The 21,304-nt window shown below is 67.5% G+C and carries 21 protein-coding genes and 1 tRNA gene; 7 read left to right on the top strand and 15 right to left on the bottom strand.

Going from position 1 to position 21,304, the window contains the following annotated elements; translation table 11 throughout:
* The first annotated feature begins 205 nt into the window (after window positions 1–205).
* Together VE25_RS16860 and trxA are read left to right on the top strand one after the other, a co-directional pair.
* Window positions 206–3,067, top strand: a complete 2,862-nt coding sequence (locus VE25_RS16860) for a UvrD-helicase domain-containing protein (protein WP_152664656.1) — start codon at window positions 206–208, stop codon at window positions 3,065–3,067.
* 76 nt (window positions 3,068–3,143) lie between these two features.
* Window positions 3,144–3,470, top strand: a complete 327-nt coding sequence (trxA, locus tag VE25_RS16855) for a thioredoxin (RefSeq protein ID WP_439328914.1) — start codon at window positions 3,144–3,146, stop codon at window positions 3,468–3,470.
* 271 nt (window positions 3,471–3,741) lie between these two features.
* Here trxA and VE25_RS16850 read toward each other — a convergent pair whose 3' ends face one another.
* Both VE25_RS16850 and accD read right to left on the bottom strand, forming a co-directional pair.
* Complete coding sequence (locus VE25_RS16850) at window positions 3,742–5,034, bottom strand: bifunctional folylpolyglutamate synthase/dihydrofolate synthase (protein WP_046109820.1); 1,293 nt, start codon at window positions 5,032–5,034, stop codon at window positions 3,742–3,744.
* Window positions 5,035–5,118: 84 nt separating this feature from the next.
* On the bottom strand, window positions 5,119–6,090 hold the full coding sequence (gene accD / locus VE25_RS16845) for an acetyl-CoA carboxylase, carboxyltransferase subunit beta (protein ID WP_046109819.1): 972 nt from the start codon (window positions 6,088–6,090) through the stop codon (window positions 5,119–5,121).
* A gap of 402 nt (window positions 6,091–6,492) precedes the next feature.
* Here accD and VE25_RS16840 point away from each other — a divergent pair, with 402 nt between their 5' ends.
* The gene (locus VE25_RS16840; protein ID WP_046109818.1) at window positions 6,493–6,939 is read left to right on the top strand and encodes a hypothetical protein; all 447 of its coding nucleotides are present in this window, start codon (window positions 6,493–6,495) and stop codon (window positions 6,937–6,939) included.
* Window positions 6,940–7,181: 242 nt separating this feature from the next.
* Here VE25_RS16840 and trpA read toward each other — a convergent pair whose 3' ends face one another.
* Together trpA and trpB are read right to left on the bottom strand one after the other, a co-directional pair.
* Window positions 7,182–8,009, bottom strand: coding sequence for a tryptophan synthase subunit alpha (trpA, locus tag VE25_RS16835; RefSeq protein ID WP_046109817.1), 828 nt, complete (start codon window positions 8,007–8,009; stop codon window positions 7,182–7,184).
* The gene (gene trpB / locus VE25_RS16830) at window positions 8,006–9,226 is read right to left on the bottom strand and encodes a tryptophan synthase subunit beta (RefSeq protein ID WP_046109816.1); all 1,221 of its coding nucleotides are present in this window, start codon (window positions 9,224–9,226) and stop codon (window positions 8,006–8,008) included. Before trpB ends, trpA begins: the two co-directional genes overlap by 4 nt.
* 265 nt (window positions 9,227–9,491) lie before the next feature.
* Here trpB and VE25_RS16825 point away from each other — a divergent pair, with 265 nt between their 5' ends.
* On the top strand, window positions 9,492–10,184 hold the full coding sequence (locus tag VE25_RS16825) for a L,D-transpeptidase family protein (RefSeq protein ID WP_046109823.1): 693 nt from the start codon (window positions 9,492–9,494) through the stop codon (window positions 10,182–10,184).
* A 227-nt stretch (window positions 10,185–10,411) separates the two neighbouring features.
* Here the strand turns inward: VE25_RS16825 and VE25_RS16820 are convergent, their stop codons facing one another.
* The 10 genes from VE25_RS16820 to VE25_RS16775 form a co-directional block, all read right to left on the bottom strand.
* Window positions 10,412–11,062 carry a phosphoribosylanthranilate isomerase gene (locus VE25_RS16820; RefSeq protein ID WP_046109815.1) on the bottom strand — a complete coding sequence of 217 codons (651 nt, stop codon included), beginning with the start codon at window positions 11,060–11,062 and terminating at the stop codon, window positions 10,412–10,414.
* A 45-nt stretch (window positions 11,063–11,107) separates the two neighbouring features.
* The gene (locus VE25_RS16815; protein ID WP_046109814.1) at window positions 11,108–11,464 is read right to left on the bottom strand and encodes a LapA family protein; all 357 of its coding nucleotides are present in this window, start codon (window positions 11,462–11,464) and stop codon (window positions 11,108–11,110) included.
* A gap of 35 nt (window positions 11,465–11,499) precedes the next feature.
* Entirely contained in the window at window positions 11,500–11,781 is a 282-nt protein-coding gene (locus tag VE25_RS16810) for an integration host factor subunit beta (protein ID WP_046109813.1), read from the bottom strand.
* 74 nt (window positions 11,782–11,855) lie between these two features.
* Entirely contained in the window at window positions 11,856–12,812 is a 957-nt protein-coding gene (sppA, locus tag VE25_RS16805) for a signal peptide peptidase SppA (RefSeq protein WP_046109812.1), read from the bottom strand.
* 74 nt (window positions 12,813–12,886) lie between these two features.
* Window positions 12,887–13,213: a BrnA antitoxin family protein gene (locus tag VE25_RS16800; protein WP_046109811.1), complete on the bottom strand. Its 327-nt coding sequence runs from the start codon at window positions 13,211–13,213 to the stop codon at window positions 12,887–12,889.
* Window positions 13,203–13,484, bottom strand: a complete 282-nt coding sequence (locus VE25_RS16795) for a BrnT family toxin (protein WP_046109822.1) — start codon at window positions 13,482–13,484, stop codon at window positions 13,203–13,205. The genes VE25_RS16800 and VE25_RS16795 overlap by 11 nt, the downstream gene beginning before the upstream one ends.
* A 55-nt stretch (window positions 13,485–13,539) precedes the next feature.
* A complete protein-coding gene (locus VE25_RS16790; protein ID WP_046109810.1) occupies window positions 13,540–14,046 on the bottom strand; it encodes a GNAT family N-acetyltransferase in 507 nt (168 codons plus the stop codon).
* A gap of 86 nt (window positions 14,047–14,132) precedes the next feature.
* Complete coding sequence (rpsA, locus tag VE25_RS16785) at window positions 14,133–15,872, bottom strand: 30S ribosomal protein S1 (protein ID WP_083989015.1); 1,740 nt, start codon at window positions 15,870–15,872, stop codon at window positions 14,133–14,135.
* Between the two features lie 143 nt (window positions 15,873–16,015).
* Complete coding sequence (gene cmk / locus VE25_RS16780; RefSeq protein ID WP_046109808.1) at window positions 16,016–16,657, bottom strand: (d)CMP kinase; 642 nt, start codon at window positions 16,655–16,657, stop codon at window positions 16,016–16,018.
* On the bottom strand, window positions 16,654–17,946 hold the full coding sequence (locus VE25_RS16775) for a carboxyvinyltransferase (RefSeq protein WP_046109807.1): 1,293 nt from the start codon (window positions 17,944–17,946) through the stop codon (window positions 16,654–16,656). Before VE25_RS16775 ends, cmk begins: the two co-directional genes overlap by 4 nt.
* 332 nt (window positions 17,947–18,278) lie before the next feature.
* On the opposite strand from VE25_RS16775, the gene VE25_RS16770 reads away from it, so the two are divergent.
* Both VE25_RS16770 and VE25_RS16765 read left to right on the top strand, forming a co-directional pair.
* Window positions 18,279–18,668, top strand: a complete 390-nt coding sequence (locus tag VE25_RS16770) for a TIGR02300 family protein (RefSeq protein WP_046109806.1) — start codon at window positions 18,279–18,281, stop codon at window positions 18,666–18,668.
* Between the two features lie 359 nt (window positions 18,669–19,027).
* Window positions 19,028–19,103 (top strand) — tRNA-Ala (locus VE25_RS16765).
* A gap of 72 nt (window positions 19,104–19,175) precedes the next feature.
* Here VE25_RS16765 and VE25_RS16760 read toward each other — a convergent pair.
* Window positions 19,176–19,748 carry a GNAT family N-acetyltransferase gene (locus tag VE25_RS16760; RefSeq protein ID WP_046109805.1) on the bottom strand — a complete coding sequence of 191 codons (573 nt, stop codon included), beginning with the start codon at window positions 19,746–19,748 and terminating at the stop codon, window positions 19,176–19,178.
* Between the two features lie 232 nt (window positions 19,749–19,980).
* Here VE25_RS16760 and pncB point away from each other — a divergent pair, with 232 nt between their 5' ends.
* Complete coding sequence (gene pncB, locus VE25_RS16755) at window positions 19,981–21,288, top strand: nicotinate phosphoribosyltransferase (protein ID WP_046109804.1); 1,308 nt, start codon at window positions 19,981–19,983, stop codon at window positions 21,286–21,288.
* Window positions 21,289–21,304 lie beyond the last annotated feature (16 nt).

Genomic DNA, 21,304 nt, shown 5'->3' with positions numbered 1-21,304 from the left:
GGGTGGGGGGGAGCTTCGTTATGCCCGTCTTCCCCTCTCCCCTTGTGGGAGAGGGACAGATTTGCCGCGCGCAGCGGAAAATCTGTCCCTCTCCCACAAGGGGAGAGGGGAAGACGGGCATAACGAAGCTCCCCCCCACCCCCAGCCCCTCCCCACGAGGGGGAGGGGAGCCGGCGCCGGGGCGGTGGAGACGCTGTTCGGGCTGATGAGCGATTTTTCCATCGGCGAGGCGATCGATTTCGCGCTGGCCGAGGGGCGCAGGCTCAAGACCGTGCTCGCCGACACCGCCCGCGCCAAGGCGAACCTCAAGCGCCTGACCGGGCATTCCGGGCGAAGCGTGGCCGAGATCGAGGATGAAATCCTTGCCGGGCGGACGATCGGGCCGGGCGAGAGGGCGGCCATACTTGCCGCCTCTCCGCCCGGCAAGGCGGGGCTGTCGGCGCGGCTTGCCGGGGTCGACCTGGCGCGCGTTTCGGTCGAAGGCTGGCTCGACGTCTTCTTCACCCAGAAGAACGGCATGCGCGCCGACCTGACGCAAAAGCTCGCCAAGGCCGACCCCGGCCTTGCGGCGCAGGTGGAGCGGGAGGCGGGGCGCCTCGCGGCTCTTCGCCAGGAGCATAAGACCGCCGTGCTCGTCGAGCGCTCCGACGCGCTGCTCGACGTGCTGGCGGCCATCGTTGCGCGCTACGAGGCCGGCAAGCGCCGCCGGGCGGTGCTCGATTTCGACGACCTCATCGAAAAGCTCGCGGGCCTGCTCGACGACAGCCGCTACCAGCTCTGGGTGCAATACAAGCTCGACGCGGGCATCCACCACATCCTGGTCGACGAGAGCCAGGACACCAACCCCGAGCAGTGGCGGGTGGTGGCGGCGCTGACCGGCGAGTTCTTCACCGGCGAGGGGCAGGTGAGCCGGCCGCGGACGCTGTTTTCCGTGGGCGACCCCAAGCAGTCGATCTACTCGTTCCAGGGGGCGGAGCCGCGTCTCTTCATCGAGGCCGGGCGCGACTACGGGCGGCGGGCGAAAGCGGCGGACAAGCCCTTCGAGGACATCCGGCTCCACACGAGCTTCCGCACGCTGCGGCCGATCCTCGAAGCGGTCGATATCGTCTGCGCGCGGCAGGACATCCAGGAGGCGCTGCTCGCCGAGCAGAAGGTGCTCCACGACACCGCCCGCACCGAGACGGGCGGGCGGGTGACGCTGTGGCCGCCCGTACAGCAGGCAAAGCCCGTGGCGCCGACCGGCGAATGGCCGCTGAAGCCCCTGGAGACGGTGGAGCAGACGGCGCCCCGGCGGGTGGCGACGCGGATCGCCCGCGAGATCCGCAACTGGCTCGATGCGGGACGCCGGCTCGCCAACGGCCGGGCGATGAGCGCGGACGACGTGATGGTGCTGGTGCAATCGCGCTCGGCGCTGTTCCACGAGATCATCCGCGCGCTGATCGCCGCCGGCCTGCCGACGCCGGGGGCCGACCGGCTGCTGGTGACCGGGCACATCGTCGTCAAGGACCTCTTAGCTCTCGCCGACGTCCTCGCCAATACCGGCGAGGACCTGCAACTGGCCGCCGTGCTGCGCTCGCCGCTCTTCGACGTGTCCGAGGCCGCTCTCTTTGCCATCGCGGCGGACCGGGGCCGCGAGAGCCTGTGGCAGGCGCTGGCGCATACCCATGTGCCCAGCGGCCAAGAGGCCTACAAGGCGCTGGCGGCTTGGCGCAGCCGCCTCGATTTCGGACGCCCCTATGCGTTCTTTGCCGAGGTGCTCTATGCCTGGGGCGGGCTGAGGCGCTTCCACGCGCGGCTCGGCGGCGAAGTCGACGACGTGCTCGCCGAGTTCCTGGAGCTGGCCTTGAAGCACGAGCAGGACGCGCAGCCGTCTCTCACCGGGTTCGTCGCCGCCATGCGCCGGCAGGAGGTCTCGATCAAGCGGGACCTGGCCGAGCGCGGCGGGGGCGTGCGGGTGATGACCGTGCACGGGGCCAAGGGACTGGAAGCGCCGATCGTGATCCTGGCGGACGCGGCCACCAAGCCCAACGGGCGCCAGACGGCAAAGCCCGTGCTGGTCGCCGCCGAAACGCCGGGACCGCTCCTCGTCCACGCCTCGGCAAAGGACGACCATGTCGAGGCAACGCTGAAGCTGCGCGAGGACAGCGAGAAGACGCTGGGGCAGGAATACTGGCGCCGGCTCTACGTCGCCATGACCCGGGCCGAGGAGGCGCTCTACGTCACGGGACCCCTGACGCCGGGAACCGAAGCGGCAACCCAGCTCAAGGGCACCTGGTACGAGGCCATGGAAACGGCGCTGCGCCCGCACGCGCAGGTCGAGACCGATGCCGAGGGCAACGAGACCGCGCTCGTCTATCCGGCCGCCGCGCCGGCGCCGAGGCTGGCCGGCATGCCGGAAGGCGGGGCGGGCGCGCGCCCGGCCCCGGTCGCCTTTCCGGCCCTGCCCGAGCCGCGCGACCGGCCGGTGGTGCGCCCGTCGAGCGCCTATGAGGAACGGCACGCCCTGCCCGCCCTCGATACGTCGGCGCAGGGTGTGCGCGACGCCGAGGAGGCGCGGCGAACCGGCATCGCGCTCCATGCGCTGCTGCAGCACCTGCCCCGCGTGCCGGCCGGGCAATGGCCCGCGATCGCCGGCAAAGCCGCCCTCATGCTGCTGCCCGACCACCCGGATGCCGCGCCGGGGCTGGCGGCAAGAGCAATTTCGATCCTTTCGCGGCCCGAACTCGCCCGTTTGTTCGGTCCGGACAGCCGGGCGGAGGTGCCGTTTCTCATCGATGCGCGGCGCGGGGGAAAACCGGTGCGCCTCGCCGGGCGCATCGACCGGCTGGTTGTTGACGAGCAGCGGGTTTTGGTGGTCGACTACAAATCCGACGCGACTCTCCCGGGGGCTGCGGAAAGCGTGCCGGGGAACTATCTGACCCAGCTCGGACTTTATGCGTTGGTTGCAGGTCAGCTTTTCCCGGATCGTACGGTCGAGGCGGCCATTCTCTGGACGTCAATGGAATCGTTGATGAATCTGCCCCGCGACCTCCTGGCCGCGCGGACCGCCGACTTCACCTTGGGGTGAGACCCGTTGAACCGGGACTGGACACTCCCCAGCTTTTGGACCAAACAGACCACCGCTTTTAACCAAGAAGGCAAATCTGATGACCACACATGTTTCCGACGCCAATTTCGGCGAGGAAGTCCTGAACTCCAAGGAACCGGTCCTGGTGGATTTCTGGGCCGAGTGGTGCGGGCCGTGCCGGGCGATCGCACCGGTTCTCGATGAACTGTCCGCGGAGCTGGCCGGCAAGGTCAAGATCGTCAAGCTCAACGTCGACGAGAACCCGTCGACCACCGTCAAGTACGGCGTGCGCTCGATCCCGACCATGATCCTCTTCAAGGGGGGCGAGGCGGCCGACATGAAGATCGGCGCCGGCACCCCGAAGGCAGGCCTGACCAAATGGCTGGAGAGCCACGCGGCTTAAAGGTTCGCGCCAAGCCAATTTCCAAACGCCGTCGGTTCCGCCGACGGCGTTTGTTTCTGGTGCGGTCACCCTTTCCACCGTTGTCATCCCGGCGAAGGCCGGGATCCATCCTGGGTTGTCGCAACAGCCGCCAGGTGGCGCTGAGGGGCGTCATTCATACCGCTGGCGGCTAATGAAGCATCTCAGGATGGGCCCGGCCTTCGCCGGGGTGACAATCGTGGGCGGTTGAGTTTGGTGCCGACTCGGCGCCTTGGTGCCTAGTGTTCGCTGGCTAGCGCGGCGGCGAGCCGTTCCTGGCGAGCACGTCGCCGGCGAGGTAGAGCGAGCCGCAGATGACGACGCGGGCGTTTTCCGTTCCCGCGGCGTCGGCGAGGGCCGAGAGCACCGAACGACGGGGGCGGACGGCAAAGCCGGCGGCCCTGCCGCGGCGGGCGATGTCGGCGGCCTTGTGGGCGTTCGTCTCGCCGGGAACGGTGACGGAATAGACCTGTGGCGTGAGTGGGCGGAAGGGCGCAAGGAAATCCTCGGGCGCGCGCGTGTTCATCATGCCCACGATCAGCACCAGGGGGGCCGGGCGGGTGCGGTTCATCTGCGTGAGCGCGGCCGAGAGGGCTTCGGCGCCATTGGCGTTGTGCCCGCCATCGAGCCAGAGCTCGTGCCCGGCGGGCAGAAGATCGCGCAATCTGCCGCTGAGCGGGGTGAGGCGGGCGGGCCACTCGACGGTGCCGAGGCCCTTCCCGATATCGGCGGCGGTGACCGGCAGGCTGAAATGGCGGGCGGCGGCAATGGCGACGGCGGCGTTGTCGACCTGGTGGGCGCCGATGAGGCGCGGCAGCGGCAGGTCGAGAAGACCCTCCTCGTCCTGATAGACCATGCGCCCGTCCTGCGCGTAGCCGTCGAAATCCTCTCCGGCCTTGAACGGCCGGACGCCGAGCCGGCGGGCGGCGGCCATGATGACCTCGTCCCCCTCCTCGGACTGGCGGGCGACGACGGCGGGCGAGCCCTTCTTCAGGATGCCCGCCTTCTCGGCGGCGATCTGGCTGACCCTGTCGCCCAGGAACTGCTGGTGATCGAGCGAGACCGTGGTGATGACGGTGCCGAGCGGGCGTTCGACGACGTTGGTGGTGTCGTGGAGACCGCCCATGCCGACCTCGAGGAGGAGGAAATCGGCCGGTTCCTCGGCAAAGAGGTGAAAGGCGGCGACGGTGGTGATCTCGAAGAAGGTGATGGGACGGCCCGCGTTCACCTCCTCGCAATATTCGAGGGCGGCGTTGAGGCGCGGGGTGGAGACGAGCTTGCCGGCCAACCGGATGCGCTCGTTGAAATGGACGAGATGGGGCGAGGTATAGACGTGCACCGTCTTGCCGGCGGCTTCGAGGAAGGCGCGCAGATACGCAATCGTCGAGCCCTTGCCGTTGGTGCCGGCGACGTGGATGACCGGCGGCAGGCGCTTGTGCGGGTCACCGATCTCGTGGAGCAGACGGAGCGTGCGCTCGAGCCCGAGATCGATGAGCTTGGGGTGCAGCGCCAGCAGGCGCGTGAGGATGGCGTCGGTGCGGGACAAGGCGGACGGCTCCGGTCTGTCATTTTCGACCGGCCTTCATAGCATCAAGGCGGAGCGATTCGCCGCCTGCCTTTGGCGTCGTTCTTATTCGGCGTGGGCCGCCTGCGGGGGCGCGAGGTCGTCCTCGCCGGCCGCCACGCTCTCGGCTTCCGGCTCGCGGGAGACGAGGCGGGTGGAGGGGGCGGTCGAGGTCAGCTCCTCGATCGGCTCGGCCTTGGTCAGCATGCCGACGAGCGAGCCGATGGTCGAGCGCAGATTGTGGCGGTGGACGACCATGTCGACCATGCCGTGCTCGTAGAGGTATTCGGAGCGCTGGAAGCCCTTGGGGAGCTTCTCGCGGATGGTCTGCTCGATGACGCGCGGACCGGCAAAGCAGATGAGGGCGCCGGGTTCGGCGATGTGGACGTCGCCCAGCATCGCATAGGAGGCGGTGACGCCGCCGGTCGTCGGGTTGGTGAGGACGACGATGAAGGGCAGGCCCGCCTCGCGCAGGCGCAGCACCGCGACGGTGGTGCGCGGCAGCTGCATCAGCGAGAGGATCCCCTCCTGCATGCGCGCGCCCCCCGAAGCGGCAAAGAGCGCCAGCGGCGTCTTGCGGGCGACCGCCGTCTCGAGGGCGGTGATGATGCCCTGGCCGGCGGCCATGCCGAGCGAGCCGCCCATGAAGTCGAAATCCTGGACCGCGGCGGTCATGTCGCGCCCGTAGAGCTTGCCGGTCGCGACCAGCACGGAATCGTCCTGGCCGGTCTTGGTGCGCGCTTCCTTGAGGCGGTCGACGTAGCGCTTCTGGTCGCGGAACTTCAGGGGGTCCTGGGCGACGGAGGGCACCGGCACGGTGTCGTAGCGGCCATCGTCGAAGAAGGTCTTGAGGCGATCGGTGCCCTTGATCTTCATGTGGTAGCCCGAATTTGGCACCACCCACTGGTTGGCTTCGAGATCGCGATAGAACACCATCTCACCGGATTCGGGGTCCTTCACCCAGAGGTTCTCCGGCGTCTCGCGCTTGTTGAGCAGCGAGCGGATCTTGGGGCGGACGAAGTTGTCGATCCAGTTCATGACCAGTTCCTGTTATGGCCGGCGGCCGCGCGCACCGGCAGGAGTGCGTGGACCTCGGCCTTATATGATGATTGTGGCCAATGTTAACAGGGGATTGGCCGGCCGCAAAGGCGACGCCCTGCCCCATTGCCGGCTTTGCACAACCGGCCCGGACGGGGTCACGCAATCGTGCGAGTGAAGCGCGAGAAGTATAGGATCAGACTTCCGTTATCCCGCGTGTTTCCGCTCCCGAAATAGAGCCAGTCAAAATCGTGCCGAATACAGTTTGCGGGTTATTTCTCGGCCATCGGCGCGAACAACTGCCGTCATCGCACTCGCGGCGCGGATGTGCCATGATTCAGCCATAGTCCGGCACTTTCGCCGGGTCGATATTTCAGTCAGGGACTGTGGAGGAGGCAAACCATGCCCAATTTCTCGGAGACGTTTCGCGACTTCAAAGCCAGCAAAACGGTGCTGTTCTGGTCGTGCGCCGGCTGTATCGTCGCCACCATGGTGGTGGGGTTCACCTGGGGCGGCTGGGTGACGGGAGGCTCGGCGCAGGAGCGGGCGGACGGGGCGGCCGAGCAGGCGGTCGCCCAGCTTGCGGCCGACATCTGCGTCAACCGGTATCTGGCTTCGCCGGACGTGCGCACGAACCTGACCGCGTTCAACGCGGAAAGCGTCTATCGCCGCAGCCGGGTGATCGAGGACGGCGGCTGGGTGACCCTGGCCGACCGGGAAAAGCCGATCAGCGGCGCCGCCAAGCTCTGCGCGGACCAGCTGGCGGCAGTGGACCTCGCCGACCTGCCGACGACGCCTGTCGCAGACGCCCGGGCGGTGCCCGCGGTCGAGGCGACGACGGTTCAGTAGCAAGCGCGGGGTTCGCCCGGGTTCCTTCTTCGCGGGGGATAGGAGGCCACTGCCGAGCCACCTTGCGGCTGGCGTGGTATCTCGGGATGGGTCCCGGCTTTCGCCGGGATGACATCGGGGGTGGGGGGAGCGTCAGTGGCTTACTGAGCCATAGCCACCCCAGTCCCATCCCTAACTTCAGCCCTCCCCACCCTCACTCCTCTCAAGGGAGAGGGGAAGGCTCTGTGGCGCATAAAGACAGGTTACGCCGCGGATCGGGCGCGGCGGGCGCCGGCGGCGAGGGAGGCGACGACGTCGTGGACGGCGGTGACGGTGCGCTCGGTCGGCTTGCCGTCGTTTAGCGTTTCAGCCACGGCGTTGACGATGACGGTGCCGACGGCGAGGCCGTCGGCATCACGGCCGAACACCTGCGCATCCTCGGCGGTCTTGATGCCGAAGCCGACCGCCACGGGCAGGTCGGTATGGTGCTTGATGCGCCTGACGGCCTCGCCGACGGCGGCGCGCGACTTGATGGCGGCGCCGGTGATGCCGGTCATGGTGACGTAGTAGACGAAGCCGGAGGTATTCCTGAGGACCGCCGGCAGGCGGCGCTCGTCGGTGGTCGGGGTGGCGAGGCGGATGAAGTTGAGGCCGGCCTCGAGGGCGGGAATGCACAGCTCCTCGTCCTCCTCGGCGGGCAGGTCGACGACGATGAGGCCATCGACGCCGGCGGCCTTGGCGGCGGCGATGAAGTCCGCCACCCCGAAGATGTAGATGGGATTGTAGTACCCCATGAGGACGATCGGCGTTTCGGCGTCCTTCTTGCGGAAGTTTTCGACCATGGCGAGGGTGCGTCGCATGGTCTGGCCGGATTTCAGCGCGCGATGGCCGGCCACCTGAATGGCGACGCCGTCGGCCATGGGATCGGAAAACGGCATGCCGAGCTCGATGACGTCGGCGCCGGCGGCGGGCAGGCCGTCGAGGATCGCCTGGGCCGTCTCCAGATCCGGATCGCCGGCCATGACGTAGGTGACGAGGGCGGGGCGGTTCTCTGCCGTGCAGGCGGCGAAGCGGGCGGTGATGCGGCTCATGAGATCATATCCATGCCGAGGTGCTTGCCGACGCTTTCCACGTCCTTGTCGCCGCGGCCCGACAGGCAGAGGACCACCGACTGGTCCTTGCCCATGGTCGGGGCGAGCTTCATGACCTGCGCCAGGCCATGGGCGCTTTCGAGGGCGGGAATGATGCCCTCCATGCGGGCCAGGAGCTGGAAGGCTTCGAGCGCTTCCTTGTCGGTGATCGGCGCGTAGGTGACGCGCTTGGCATCATGGAGGAAGGCGTGCTCGGGGCCGACGCCGGGATAGTCGAGGCCGGCCGAGATCGAGGGGCCTTCGAGGATCTGGCCGTCCTCGTCCTGGAGGAGATAGGTGCGGTTGCCGTGGAGGACGCCGGGACGCCCGCCGGTCATCGAGGCGGCGTGGCCGTTGTCGACATCGATGCCGTGGCCGCCGGCCTCGGCGCCGTAGAGGGCGACACCGGGCTCGTCGAGGAAGGCGTGGAAGGTGCCGATGGCGTTGGAGCCGCCGCCGACGCAGGCGACGACCGCATCAGGAAGCTTGCCCTCGGCCTGAAGGAACTGGTCCTTCAATTCGGCGCCGATGACGGACTGGAAGTCCCTGACCATCTCCGGATAGGGGTGGGGGCCGGCCGCCGTGCCGATGAGGTAGTAGGTGGTGTCGACGTTGGTCACCCAGTCGCGCAGCGCCTCGTTCATGGCGTCCTTCAGGGTGCCGGCGCCGGCGGTGACGGGGCGGACTTCGGCGCCCAGCATCTTCATGCGCAAAACGTTCGGCCATTGCCGCTCGACGTCGGTTGCGCCCATGAAGATGACGCAGGGCAGATCGAACTTGGCGCAGACGGTGGCGGTGGCGACGCCATGCTGGCCCGCGCCCGTCTCGGCGATGATGCGGGTCTTGCCCATGCGCCTGGCCAGGAGGATCTGGCCGAGGCAGTTGTTGATCTTGTGGGAGCCGGTGTGGTTGAGCTCCTCGCGCTTCAGCCACACCTTGGCGCCGCCCAGATGCGCGCTGGTGCGCTCGGCGAAATAGAGGGGGCTGGGGCGGCCGGTGTAGTGGGTGGCGAGGTGCTTGATCTCATCCGCGAAGGCCGGATCGGCCTTGGCGTCGCGATAGGCCTTTTCCAGGTCGAGGATCAGCGGCATCAGCGTTTCGGCGACGAACCGCCCGCCATAAATCCCGAAGCGGCCGTGCTCGTCCGGCCCCAGGCGCAGGGAATTGATACCGCTCAACGTCACTCGACTTGCCCTTTCCGGTCCGGCCGGACCACGCTCCCGAAGGTCGGGTCACCTTAAACGTGAGAATCCGCGTTCGTTCAAGTCGACTTTTGCAGTGCTTCCCGCCGCGGACCGACGCCATGGCGGCGAGGAGACCTTGCCAATCGCCACCATTGAGACCAAGCTCCGCCAGCCAGACATAGGGAGCCAGACATCGAGAGGGTGAATGCCCGCGTCGTTTCTGGCCGGGGACGGGAGGAATGGCATCATGAACGATTGGATGACCGATGCGCGTGAGACCGGCACGGCAGCGCGGCACGGCCACTGGCCGGCCCCACTCAACCGCCGGTCGTTTCTGGTCGGCTCCGCCGCCAGCCTCGCCGCGATCGGGCTTGCAGGTTGCGCAACGACCGGCGGCATGAGCCTTGCCGAAGCCGAGAGAGTCTACGGGCCGGTCCCCGACGAGCGCTTTCCGATCCCCGCCGTCAATGTCGCCAAGATCAACCCGAAATATCTTCGCCGCACAGTGCGCTACGACACGGCCGAAGCGCCCGGCACGATCATCGCCGATCCGCGCAACTACTACGTCTACCGCATCGAAGGCGACGGATACGCCACCCGGTACGGCGCCAATGTCGGCCGGGCCGGGTTCCTGTGGAGCGGTGACGCCTATATCGGACGGAAAGCCGAATGGCCGATCTGGACGCCGCCCAGGGAGATGATCCTGCGCCAGCCGGAGGTCGCCAAATATGCCGGCGGCATGGCGCCGGGGCTGGACAACCCACTCGGGGCGCGAACCCTCTACCTCTACCAGAACGGCGTCTATACGCTCTACACGATCTACAGCACGATCATGCCCGAAACGATCGGAAAGAACGTTTCCAGCGGCTGTATCGGCCTGCTCACCCAGGACATGCTCGATCTCTATGCCAAGACCCCGGTCAACACCAAGGTGGTGGTCCTGAAGGCATAGGTCTCCTGGCGCTGCCGGTGCATTGACCGTGCCATTTGCGGAGGGCGGGGCTAGATGAAGGGGGCGTCCGGCTCCCCTCTCCCTCGAGGGGAGGGGTCGCGAGTGGGGTCCATCAGTGGGACGCCGAACCACCCCCCACCCTCAATCCCTCCCCTCAAGGGGGAGGGAGGCGATGGAGCCGCCGATTCCAGTAAAGCCTGACGCGCTCCAGCCTGTGGCTCGGGCGCTTATGACACCGCCGCCCGCGCGTTGCGGATGAACGCTTCGATGAGGCGCACGTCCTTGACGCCCGGGGCGCTTTCGACGCCGGAGGACACGTCGACCCCGAAGGGCTTCGTCGCCGCGATGGCCGCGGCGACGTTGTCGGGCGTCAGGCCTCCCGAAAGCAGGAACGACACCCGCGGGTCGAGCGCCTTGACCAGCGACCAGTCGAAGGTTTCGCCGAGCCCGCCGGGCCGGTCGGCCCCCTTGGAGGGCTTGGCATCGAGCAGGATGCGGTCGGCCACGTCGACGAAATCGGCGACGGCCGCCACGTCCTCGGGCGAGCCGATGGGCAGCGCCTTCATGATCTCGACCCCCGCCTCGGCGCGGATGGCCTCGACGCGGTGGGGCGTTTCCGGCCCGTGCAGCTGCAGCCAGTCGGGCCCGAGGGCCGCGACCTCGGCAACGCAGGAATTGTCCGGATTGACGAGAATGACGCAGGTTTCGACGCGCCCGCGCGCCTCGGAGATCAGCGAGCCGATCTCCTCGATCGAGACATGGCGGGGCGAGCGCGGGAAGTGCATGAAGCCGACGATATCGGCGCCGGCGGCAATCGCGGCTTCGAGGATCTCAGGGGTCTTGATCCCGCAGATCTTGACGGTCAGGGCATCGGGCATGGTGCGTCGGAAAAGCTGGGTGAGATGGAACCGAGGGGCCGAACGTCAGCGGACATCGAGCAGGTCATCTATCTCCCGGTCGGCGGGACTGAGGGCGTCGCGCTCCTTGCGGCGCAGCGCCTCCACCTCGCGGGCGAACTGCTGGGCCTCGCGCCGCCAGTGCCGCTCGCGCTGGCGGTGGACGCCCTGGGCGAGCCAGGTGGCGGCCCCGCCAAGGATAACGCCGATGAGCAGCACCGCATAGAGGACGAGGAACAACGGCACGCCGTGCCCCGTGTCGGCGGGCGCCGGGACGAGGGGATTGAAGTTGAGAGCCACGAGCTGGCGATTGGCGAGCGCGAAGGCGACGAGCACGACGCAAAGCGGCACCAGCACCAACCAGCCAGCGATTTTCTTGACCATATCCGGTGCCCTGCTGCGTCCAGCGTGCCGCGCGGTCAGGCGCGGTTCAGCCGCTCGCGTATCTCCTTGCCGGCCTTGAACTGCGGCACGTATTTCTCGCCGACGTCGACCTGCTCACCGGTGCGCGGGTTGCGCCCGACACGCGCCGGCCGGTTCTTGACCGAGAAGGCCCCGAACCCGCGCAACTCCACCCGGTCCCCCCGCGCCATGGCGTCGCCCACCTCGTCGAGGATGGCGTTGACGATGTTCTCGACATCGCGCTGGAACAGATGCGGGTTCTCGGCGGAGAGCTTCTCGACGAGTTCGGACTTGATCATCCCAGCCCTCCCTGGAGCAATGCCTTCAAACGAACGGATGAACCGGCGCCCCACAGCTCCATTCATGACGGAGCCTAACGGCTGAGGTCAACCTGCCAAAGCGAAACAAGCCCGTCAAGCGGCACTGCGCCGCTCCCCGGCGGCAAGCCGAGGGCGGAACGTGCTTTTTCGCCGACGAAACGGGTCAGCCAGCCGAATCCCTCATCTCCCTGCGGCCAGGCGGTGACGACCGGCAGGTCCGCTGCGACCTCGCGCTCTGCCTCGAGCCAGGCGATGGCCTCGGCCTCGCCGCCGATGGCGTCGATCAGGCCGCTCTCGAGGGCGACACGCCCCGAGACGATCCGCCCGTCGGAGAGCATGAGGGTCTGCGGGCGCGGCAGGCCGCGGCGCTCGGCCACGACATCGACGAACCAGTTGAAGCTGTCGTCGACCATGGCGGCGATCGAGGCGCGCACCTCGCCGGTGATCGGCTCGTCGAAGTCGGGCTCGGCCTTCAGGGGGCCCGAGGCCACCTTGTCGAGGTCGATGCCGACGGTATCGAGCAGCTTGCCCGCATTGACGTGCTGGTAGAGGACGCCGATGGAGCCGACGATCGACAGGCGCCGGGCAAAGATGCGGTCGGTGCCGATGGCGGTCATGTAGGCGGCCGAGGCGCCGAGCTCGTTGATGACCGAAACGACGGGCTTTTGCGCCCGCAGCACCGCGAGCGCCTCGTAGAGCTCCTCGCCGCCGGCGGTGGAGCCGCCGGGCGAATTGATCGAGACGATGACGGCCTCGACGCGATCGTCCTCGGCCAGCGCCGTCAGCGCGTCCTGGCGCTCGCGGTTGGTGGTGATGGTGCCGTCGATGACGACGCGGGCGATGCGCCCCGAGGCGCCGGCGCCCTCGAAAAAGGCGAAGCGCCCGACGAGAACGAGGACGGCGATGGCCAGGGCAAAGAACGCCACGCCCCGCCAGACGCCGCGCGAGCGGCGGTATCTGTCGGCGGCGAGCGCGGTATGAGCGCTGTCGAAACGGGGATCGTCGGTCACAAGCGGGCTCCGGCAGCATGTGGCGGGTCAGCCGGAATTAATGGCGGGACGAGGCGAATGCAAGGCGGAGGGACTTATCCGGCCTTCTTCTCCTGGGCCTCGACATAGTCGCGCAGCACGCGGTTGATGTCGGTCTGGTAGCCCTTGCCGTCCCTGGCGTGGCGCTTGAACCAGTCGAGCACGTCGGCGTCGAGCCGGATGGTGAGCTGACGCTTGAGCGCGCGGTACGTCACGCCACGCCTGGCGTTTCGGAAGAAAGCTTCACCCGCCTCCGGGATATCGGAGAAATCGATCTCCTCGTCGGGCATGGCGGCGAGGGCTCGAAGCTCGGCGACCTGCTCGGGCGTCAAGGGCGTGCTGGCATACCGTACGGTGCGCCCTTCATTCTCCTTACTGCTCATAGTAGCGTTGCCTTTCCTCGCGCGAGGCCTTGCGGGCCGAAATAAGACGAACTCTGCGAGCCGAGAGCGGACCTCTGTAGGTGAACACCACGAGGATAACCAAGCCGGGTATCACCTGCCCTATGATCTGGAACCGAGGCTCCGAATGCGCCTGCGGCGACGGCTCGGTAATCTCGTCCGGATCATTGAAGACGGCGGTGGCCGTCTCGAATGAGATGCGGTGCTTGACCCTGTTGGTCGCAGCCTTGTGCTCGTTCCACTCGAACTCCACGCAGTCCCCCAACCGGCGTGTAACGACAGAAATGTAACTACATTTCTCCGTTTGTTCAAGCCAGCGCCCTGACCATGTAGTGAGCGCCGTCCTCGTAGCTCATGAGCTTGCCCGCCAATGCAGATACGTCACGGACGGCAAAGCCGTGCTTTTCCCAGAATCTGCGGCTGCAGTTGACGGCGACGAGGCTCATGGCGGCAAAGCCCGCCTGCCGGGCGTGGGCGACGAGGTCGGCGACGATGCGGCCCGCGGCGCCGGTGCCGCGGGCGCGCGGCAGCAGGGCTAGGTCGTGGAGGTAGTAGGTATCGGCGTCATGGGGCAACGCACCGAGGAGGGCGTTGAGGGCGGGCAGGCTCCCGAGGCGCCAGGGGTGGCTGAGGACATAGCCGGCGGGCGCGCCTTCGACCTCCAGGAGGTGGGTGCCGGCCGGATAGAGGCGCTGCCGCTCGGCAAAGACCGCCGGCTCCTCGAAGAAATCCGGGTGGACATCGGCGGCGATGGCCTCGACCGAAGGCAGGTCGGCGGGGGCGAGCGGGCGCCAGGCGATGGTGTCGGTGCTCATGGGATCAACAAAGAAATGGACAAAGAAAAGGCCCGCGCCTTGAGAAAAGCGCGGGCCGGATCGGCGTGAGGGAAAGACCCGCGGGCTTACTTCTGCTCGCGGTCTTTCAGGGCGGCGCCGAGGATGTCGCCGAGCGAGGCGCCCGAGTCCGACGAACCGTAGGCGGCGACAGCTTCCTTCTCCTCGGCGATCTCGAGCGCCTTGATGGAGAGCTGGATGCGGCCGGTCTTGCGGTCGTACTGGGTGACGCGCGCGTCGACCTTTTCGCCCTTGCTGAAGCGCTCGGGACGCTGGTCGTTGCGGTCGCGCGAGAGATCGGCGCGGCGGATGAACGCGGTCATCTCGCTGTCGGCGATCTTGACCTCGATGCCCCCGTCGTTGACCTCGGTCACGGTGCCGGTGACGACGGAGCCCTTCTTGACGCCATCGCCGCCCGAGTCGGTGAGATCACCGGCCGCCAGCTGCTTGATGCCGAGCGAGATGCGCTCCTTGTCGACGTCGACGTCGAGGACCTTGGCCTGGACGATGTCGCCGCGGTTGTAGTCGTCGAGTGCCTGCTCGCCGGGCTTCTGCCAGTCGAGGTCGGAGAGGTGCACCATGCCGTCGACGTCGCCGTCGAGGCCGATGAAGAGGCCGAACTCGGTCTTGTTCTTGACCTCGCCCTCGACAACGGAGCCGGACGGATACTTCTCGGCGAAGGCTTCCCACGGGTTCTGCAGGGTCTGCTTGAGGCCCAGCGAGATGCGGCGCTTGTCGCTGTCGACCTCGAGCACGACCACGTCGACTTCCTGGGAGGTCGAGACGATCTTGCCGGGGTGGACGTTCTTCTTGGTCCAGCTCATCTCGGAGACGTGGATCAGGCCCTCGATGCCGGGCTCGAGCTCGACGAAGGCACCGTAGTCGGTGATGTTGGTCACACGGCCGGTGAACTTGGCGCCGATCGGGTACTTGGCCTCGATGCCTTCCCACGGGTCGGCCTGGAGCTGCTTCATGCCGAGGCTGATGCGGTGGCTCTCGTGGTTGATGCGCACGATCTGGACCTTGATGGTCTCGCCGATCGAGAGCACTTCCGACGGGTGGTTGACACGGCGCCAGGCGATGTCGGTGACGTGCAGCAGGCCGTCGATGCCGCCGAGGTCGACGAACGCACCGTAGTCGGTGATGTTCTTGACCACGCCGTCGACCACCTGGCCCTCTTCGAGCTGCTGGACGATCTCGGACCGCTGCTCGGCGCGCGACTCCTCGAGGATGGCGCGGCGCGAGACGACGATGTTGCCGCGGCGCTTGTCCATCTTGAGGATCTGGAAGGGCTGCGGAACGTTCATCAGCGGACCGATGTCGCGGATCGGACGGATGTCGACCTGCGAACGCGGCAGGAAGGCCACTGCGCCTTCGAGGTCGACGGTGAAACCGCCCTTGACCTGGTTGAAGATGACGCCTTCGACGCGCTCGTTCTTGTTGTAGAGCTCTTCGAGCTTGACCCAGCTCTCCTCGCGGCGAGCCTTCTCGCGCGAGAGGACGGCCTCGCCCATGGCGTTCTCGACGCGGTCGACATAGACCTCGACTTCCGAGCCCACGGAGATGGTGCCGTCACGGCCGGCCTGGCCGAATTCCTTGAGGGCCACGCGACCTTCGGTCTTGAGACCAACGTCGATGATGGCCAGATCCTTTTCGATGGCGACGACCTTGCCCTTGACGACGGTGCCTTCCAAAGGCTCGTTGTCGACAAAGGAATCCATCAGCAAGGATTCAAAATCTTCTTTCGTCACAGTTTGCTGTGCCAAATTTAAGTTCTCCAGCGCGCCGGTCGTTAGGGGTTGAAACATTCCGCAGGCCCTGCCCCGTCGTTCAAGCGAACGACCCGGCGCGGCGGCAAAGCCACGAACGAAATGCGAATACGTTTAAAGTCCAGCGCCGTGGCCTTGGGTGACCATCGAGAGCCTCAAGCGGAAAGGCTTGGATTACGGAACTAGTTCCGTGCCTTTTGCGCCATTGCTTCGTCGACGATCGCGACGGCAGCCTGGAGTGCGGCTTCTATACCCAGTTGGGTCGTGTCTAGCAAGACCGCGTCCGGGGCTTTGTAGAAGCCGCCATTGGGATTGGCCATATCCCTGGCGTCCCGCTCTTCTATCTGGTGATAGAGGGCGTAGCGGTCAACCACCTGGCCTTTCGCTTCGAGCTGGCGGGCGCGCCGCTCCATGCGCGCCTTGCTGTCGGCGACGATGAACAGCTTCACGTCGGCATCCGGGCACACGACCGTGCCGATGTCGCGCCCGTCGAGCACGGCGCCGCCCGGCTGGTGGGCGAAATCGCGCTGGTACTGGCGCATGGCGACGCGCACCTTGGCGATGACGGCGACGCGGGACGCGAACATGCCGGCCTCGGCGCCGGTCAGCTCCTCGATATTGGTCAGGTGCGCGGCATCGAGCGCGCGGGCTGCGGCGATGGCGCGCGCCTCGAAATCGGGCGCATCGACGTGATCGCGCACGGCAAGGCCGACGGCCCGGTAGAGAAGGCCCGTATCGAGGTGGGCGAGGCCGTAGTGGCGGGCGAGCCCGGTGGCCAGGGTCCCCTTGCCGGAGGCGGCGGGCCCGTCGACGGCGATGATCATGGCGTTGGCTCCGCGATCGGGTCGAAGCGGGCCCCGAGCCGGGCGAGCCCCTCGAAAAGCGGCGGCAGGGCGCCGGCCTCCTCCGACAGGATGAGGGTCACCGGACGGTCGGCAGCGAGCGCGAGGATGGCGAGCGGCTGGACGAGGTTCGGGTCGCTCAGCCGCAGCTCGCCGCCACCACGCAGGCTCCGGCTGCCGGCAACGACAACGGCGTCGTCGCCCGTGGTGACGGAGACGCCCATCGCCTGCAGCAGCGACATCAGGGTTTGCAGGCCGGCGGAGGCCGGAAGGCGCGTCTCGCCCTTGGCGTAGGCGCCGGCGATGGCGAGCACCGCGAGCCCGGCGTCACCGAGCCCCCTTCCCGTTGCGTCGATGCCGCGCAGGAACGCCGAACGGATCCTCAGGTCCGCCACATGCTCGCCGGCCTCTTCGCGCTGGTTGGTGAAGTCGATGTTGCCGCCCATCTCGAGCAGGGCGTCGATGAGGCCGGTGCGCGCGGGGCTGACCAGCACGTTCTCGATGGCGATATCGGACTTGGGCGCGACGAGCGCGGCGAGCGCCGCCCAGGCGGCATCCTGCGGATCGCCGGCGATGGTGAAGCGGCAGGCAGCGAGGCGCTTGAGGCCGGCGACCGAGAGCCGCGTTTCGCCCGCCTCCTCGGCTGCATCGAGGCCGGCGCCGAAGGCGCGCAGCGGCCCGCTGAGCGCCAGAGCCGTGTCGGCCGGCAGCAGCAGCGTGCTGACGCCCGGCGTCGCCAGCGCCACGAGGAGCGCCAGCAGCGCCTCGGCCGCGCCCTGCGGGCGGTGCTCGAGCGGCGCCGACATGGCGGGGCCGGCGACGGTGATGACCGTGTCATCGATGCCGACGGTGGCGCCGGCGTTGCGCAGCGGAACAAGGAGCCCGGTGGCGTCTTGGGTAGAGGAAAGCGTCCAGCGCGTTTCCATGGGCAGGATGCCGGCAAGACCGAGGGCGAGCGCGGCGGTCAGGTCGCTGTCGATAAGGGCGAGCGGGCCGGCGGGGGCCAGCAGGCCGCGCAGCCCGAGACCATGGACCTGCGCCGAGGCGCCGGAGCGGGTGACGCGCACGCCCAGCGCGTCGAGAACGGCAAGGCTCGCTTGCGTTTCGCGCGTTCCGGACAGACCCTCGATATGGCTGACGCCCTCGGCGAGGGCCGCGCCCGCGAGCGCCAGGTGGGTCGCGAGCCGGTCGCCGGAGACGGCGAGGCGCCCGGCGAGCGGGGCGGCGCGCTCGATGCGGAAGGCGCGGGGCTGGGGGGTCGCGTCGGTCATCGGATGGCGGCGAAGGGCGGTTTGGCGAGAGGGCTCGCCTGCCGCTTAACACAGGGGCGGCGGGGGCGCCACCGGGGACGAAGGGACCCCGGCGCTTTCAACCGGAAAAGCGCGCGGCATCCGGCGGAACCCCGGGCGTGCATTTTCGGTTTGACAGGCGGTATGTTTGGCCCTAACCGGACTGCCCGAAACCGGGCGGCCAGCCCCGGCGCCGGCCACGCCCCAAACCCAGGGACGAAGCGGCCGGCCGAGAGACGAGACCGCGCCCCGCAGGCCAGGCCAGAGAGCGGCGGCCCTTCGCGCCGGCGCCACTACCCCGAGAGGATGAGAGAGTGTCCAACGACGAACGCGGCACCAAGCGGACCGATCCGGATACCGGCAAGAAGTTCTACGACCTCAACCAGGACCCGATTGTTTCGCCCTATACCGGCAAGTCCTATCCGCGCTCCTATTTCGAGCAGGCGGTGTTCACGAAGGCCGCGCCATCCCGCGCCGTCGAAGAGGACGAGACAGAGGATGAGGAAATCGAGGACGCCGCGCCCGAGGTGATCTCGCTCGAGGAAGCGGACGCCGAGGAAGCCGGCGGCGACGACATCCCCGACGTCGAGGATGTCGAGGTCGACGAGGACCTGGGCGAGGATGACGAGGACGTGTTCCTCGAGGACGAGGACGACGAGAGCGAGGATTTCGATATCGACGTCCCGAGCGACGACGAACGTTAGAGAGGCCGCAAAGGCGGGTGATGCTAAGAGGTGCCCGATCCGGGCTCCTCTTCGAAAATCGCATCATCCACCGGGTCATCCCCGCCAAAGCGGGGACCTCTGTTCAAATTCCCGCCAATTCGAAACGGAGGTTCCCGCTTTCGCGGGAATGACCCCGTGGTGGCAGCGCCTCCAATGCCGGAGCAGATTGTTCAAGGCCCCTGAGGCCTCAAATCTCAGCCGTTCCGCCGGATTTTTCCACAGGCTGGCGGGCGGCGAAAAGAGCCGAAATTGGCTCTTGCGATTTGGTTCAACCTTCACTAGGTTGCGCCACGCTTCGGACGGGAGCCCACGGCTCCCCCAAGCGTTCCCAAGGAAATGGGGCCATAGCTCAGCTGGGAGAGCGCCTGCATGGCATGCAGGAGGTCAGCGGTTCGATCCCGCTTGGCTCCACCAGCCTTCGCTGGCACTGGCGAAGGCTGTCGCGCCGTAGTCGCGAAGCGACGCAGGCGGGCGGATCTCCAGCCGTTACTCGCCAAATTCATACCGCATGATCGGCCGTTCCGGCGAGCGTTTCGCCACGAGCTCGAATCCAAGCCGCGTAAACGTCGAAACGTACCCGGTGCTGGTGGCGCTGGGCGAAAGTTCGCCGTCGAGGGGATAGGCTTCGAGGGCCGGGGCGCCGGCGGCGCGGGCGGTTTCGAGGGCGGCTTCGACGAGGCGGGTGGCGAGGCCGTGGCGACGGTGGCCGATGCGGATGTAAAGGCAGGTGAGCGACCAGACGGGCTGGTCGTCGACGCGCTTCAGCCGCCAGACGCGGTCGAGCCAGGGAACGGCATCGCGCGGGGTGACCTGGCACCAGCCGACGGGCAGGTCGCCTTCGAAGGCAAGGAGGCCGGGCGGCGGGCCTTGCCTGACCACCGCCTCGAAATCGGCTTTGTTGGCGGCGGCCGGACGCTTGCGGTAGGCGGCGCCGATGCGGGCGTACATGCACCAGCAGCCGTTCGCCGCGCCGCGCTCGCCGAAAAGATCGACGAGGGCCGGCCAGAGGTCGGGCGTCAGCGGGCGGATGTCCACGGGGGTTTGGTGCGGATGCGGCATTGTTGGACCCCTCATCCGGCGCTGCGCGCCACCTTCTCCCACAAGAGCCTGCGCTCGGGAGCGCGCAAGCGCTACCCGAGTGGGAGAAGGGAAGGTGTGACAGCCGGACATTCAAAGCGGTGGAATGACTGCCGTTCAATCCCTCCCGGCGGGCAGAGTTCCCCCCGCCTAGCAATTCGCGCGGCGGCGCGCTAACAAGCTCGTCCGGTCCGGCGAAAGGAAGCGTCCTCCGATGGCCACCTATACCGACATCGCGCGGCGGGTCTACAACCACACCTTCAAGCTCGATCCGATCATCCGCTCGCTGCTCGACACGGACTTCTACAAGCTCCTGATGCTGCAGATGATCTGGGGGCTCTACCCGGATGTCGAGGCGACCTTCTCGCTCATTAACCGCACCCGGTCGGTGAAACTGGCCGAGGAGATCGACATCGACGAGCTGCGCGCCCAGCTCGACCATGCGCGGACGCTGCGCTTCACTAAGAAGGAAATGATCTGGCTGGCCGGCAACAACTTCTATGGCAGCAAGCGCATCTTCTCGCCGGCGTTCCTGCGTTTCCTCGAGACCTTCCAGCTGCCCGAATACCGGCTGGAGAAGCGCGACGGACAGTTCGTGCTGGAGTTCCCCGGCAAATGGGTCGAGACGACCATGTGGGAGATCCCGGCGCTCGCCATCATCAACGAATTGCGCAGCCGCGCGGCGATGAAGGACTACGGGCCGTTCACGCTCGACGTGCTCTATGCGCGGGCCAAGGCCAAGATGTGGGAGAAGGTCGAGCGGCTGGCGCACCTGCCGGACCTCAAGATCTCCGACTTCGGCACGCGGCGGCGGCACTCGTTCCTCTGGCAGCGCTGGTGCGTCGAGGCGTTGAAGGAAGGGATAGGCGAGAATTTCACCGGCACCTCCAACGTCAAGCTCGCCATGGATACCGACCTCGAGGCGCTGGGCACCAACGCGCACGAGCTGCCAATGGTGCTCGCCGCCCTCGCCCGCTCCGACGAGGAGCTGCGCGAGGCGCCCTACCGGGTGCTGCAGGACTGGCGCAGCTATTATGGCGGGAACCTCCTCATCGTGCTGCCGGACGCCTTCGGCACCGACGCATTCCTCAGAGACGCGCCGGACTGGGTGGCGGACTGGACGGGGTTCCGCCCCGACAGCGCACCGGCCATCGAAGGGGGCGAACGCATCGTCCGCTTCTGGAAGGAACGCGGGCGGGACCCGCGCGACAAGCTCCTCATCTTTTCCGACGGGCTCGACGTCGACATGATCGAGGACGCCTACCTGCATTTCGAAGGCAAGGTGCGCATGGCCTTCGGCTGGGGCACGAACCTGACCAACGATTTCGAAGGCTGCGCGCCCGAGCCCAATCCGGGGCTCGACCCGATCTCGATCGTCATCAAGGTCAGCCAAGCCAACGGACGCCCGGCGGTCAAGCTCTCGGACAATCCGGCCAAGGCGACGGGGGATGCGCGCGAGATCGCGCGCTACCTCAAGGTCTTCGGGGAAGAGGGCCGGGTGGAGCTGCCGGTCAAGGTCTAGGGGCGCTCCCCTCCCC

This window comes from Devosia geojensis, from assembly GCF_000969415.1.
Lineage (GTDB): Bacteria > Pseudomonadota > Alphaproteobacteria > Rhizobiales > Devosiaceae > Devosia > Devosia geojensis.
This window is presented reverse-complemented; position numbering and strand designations above follow the sequence as displayed.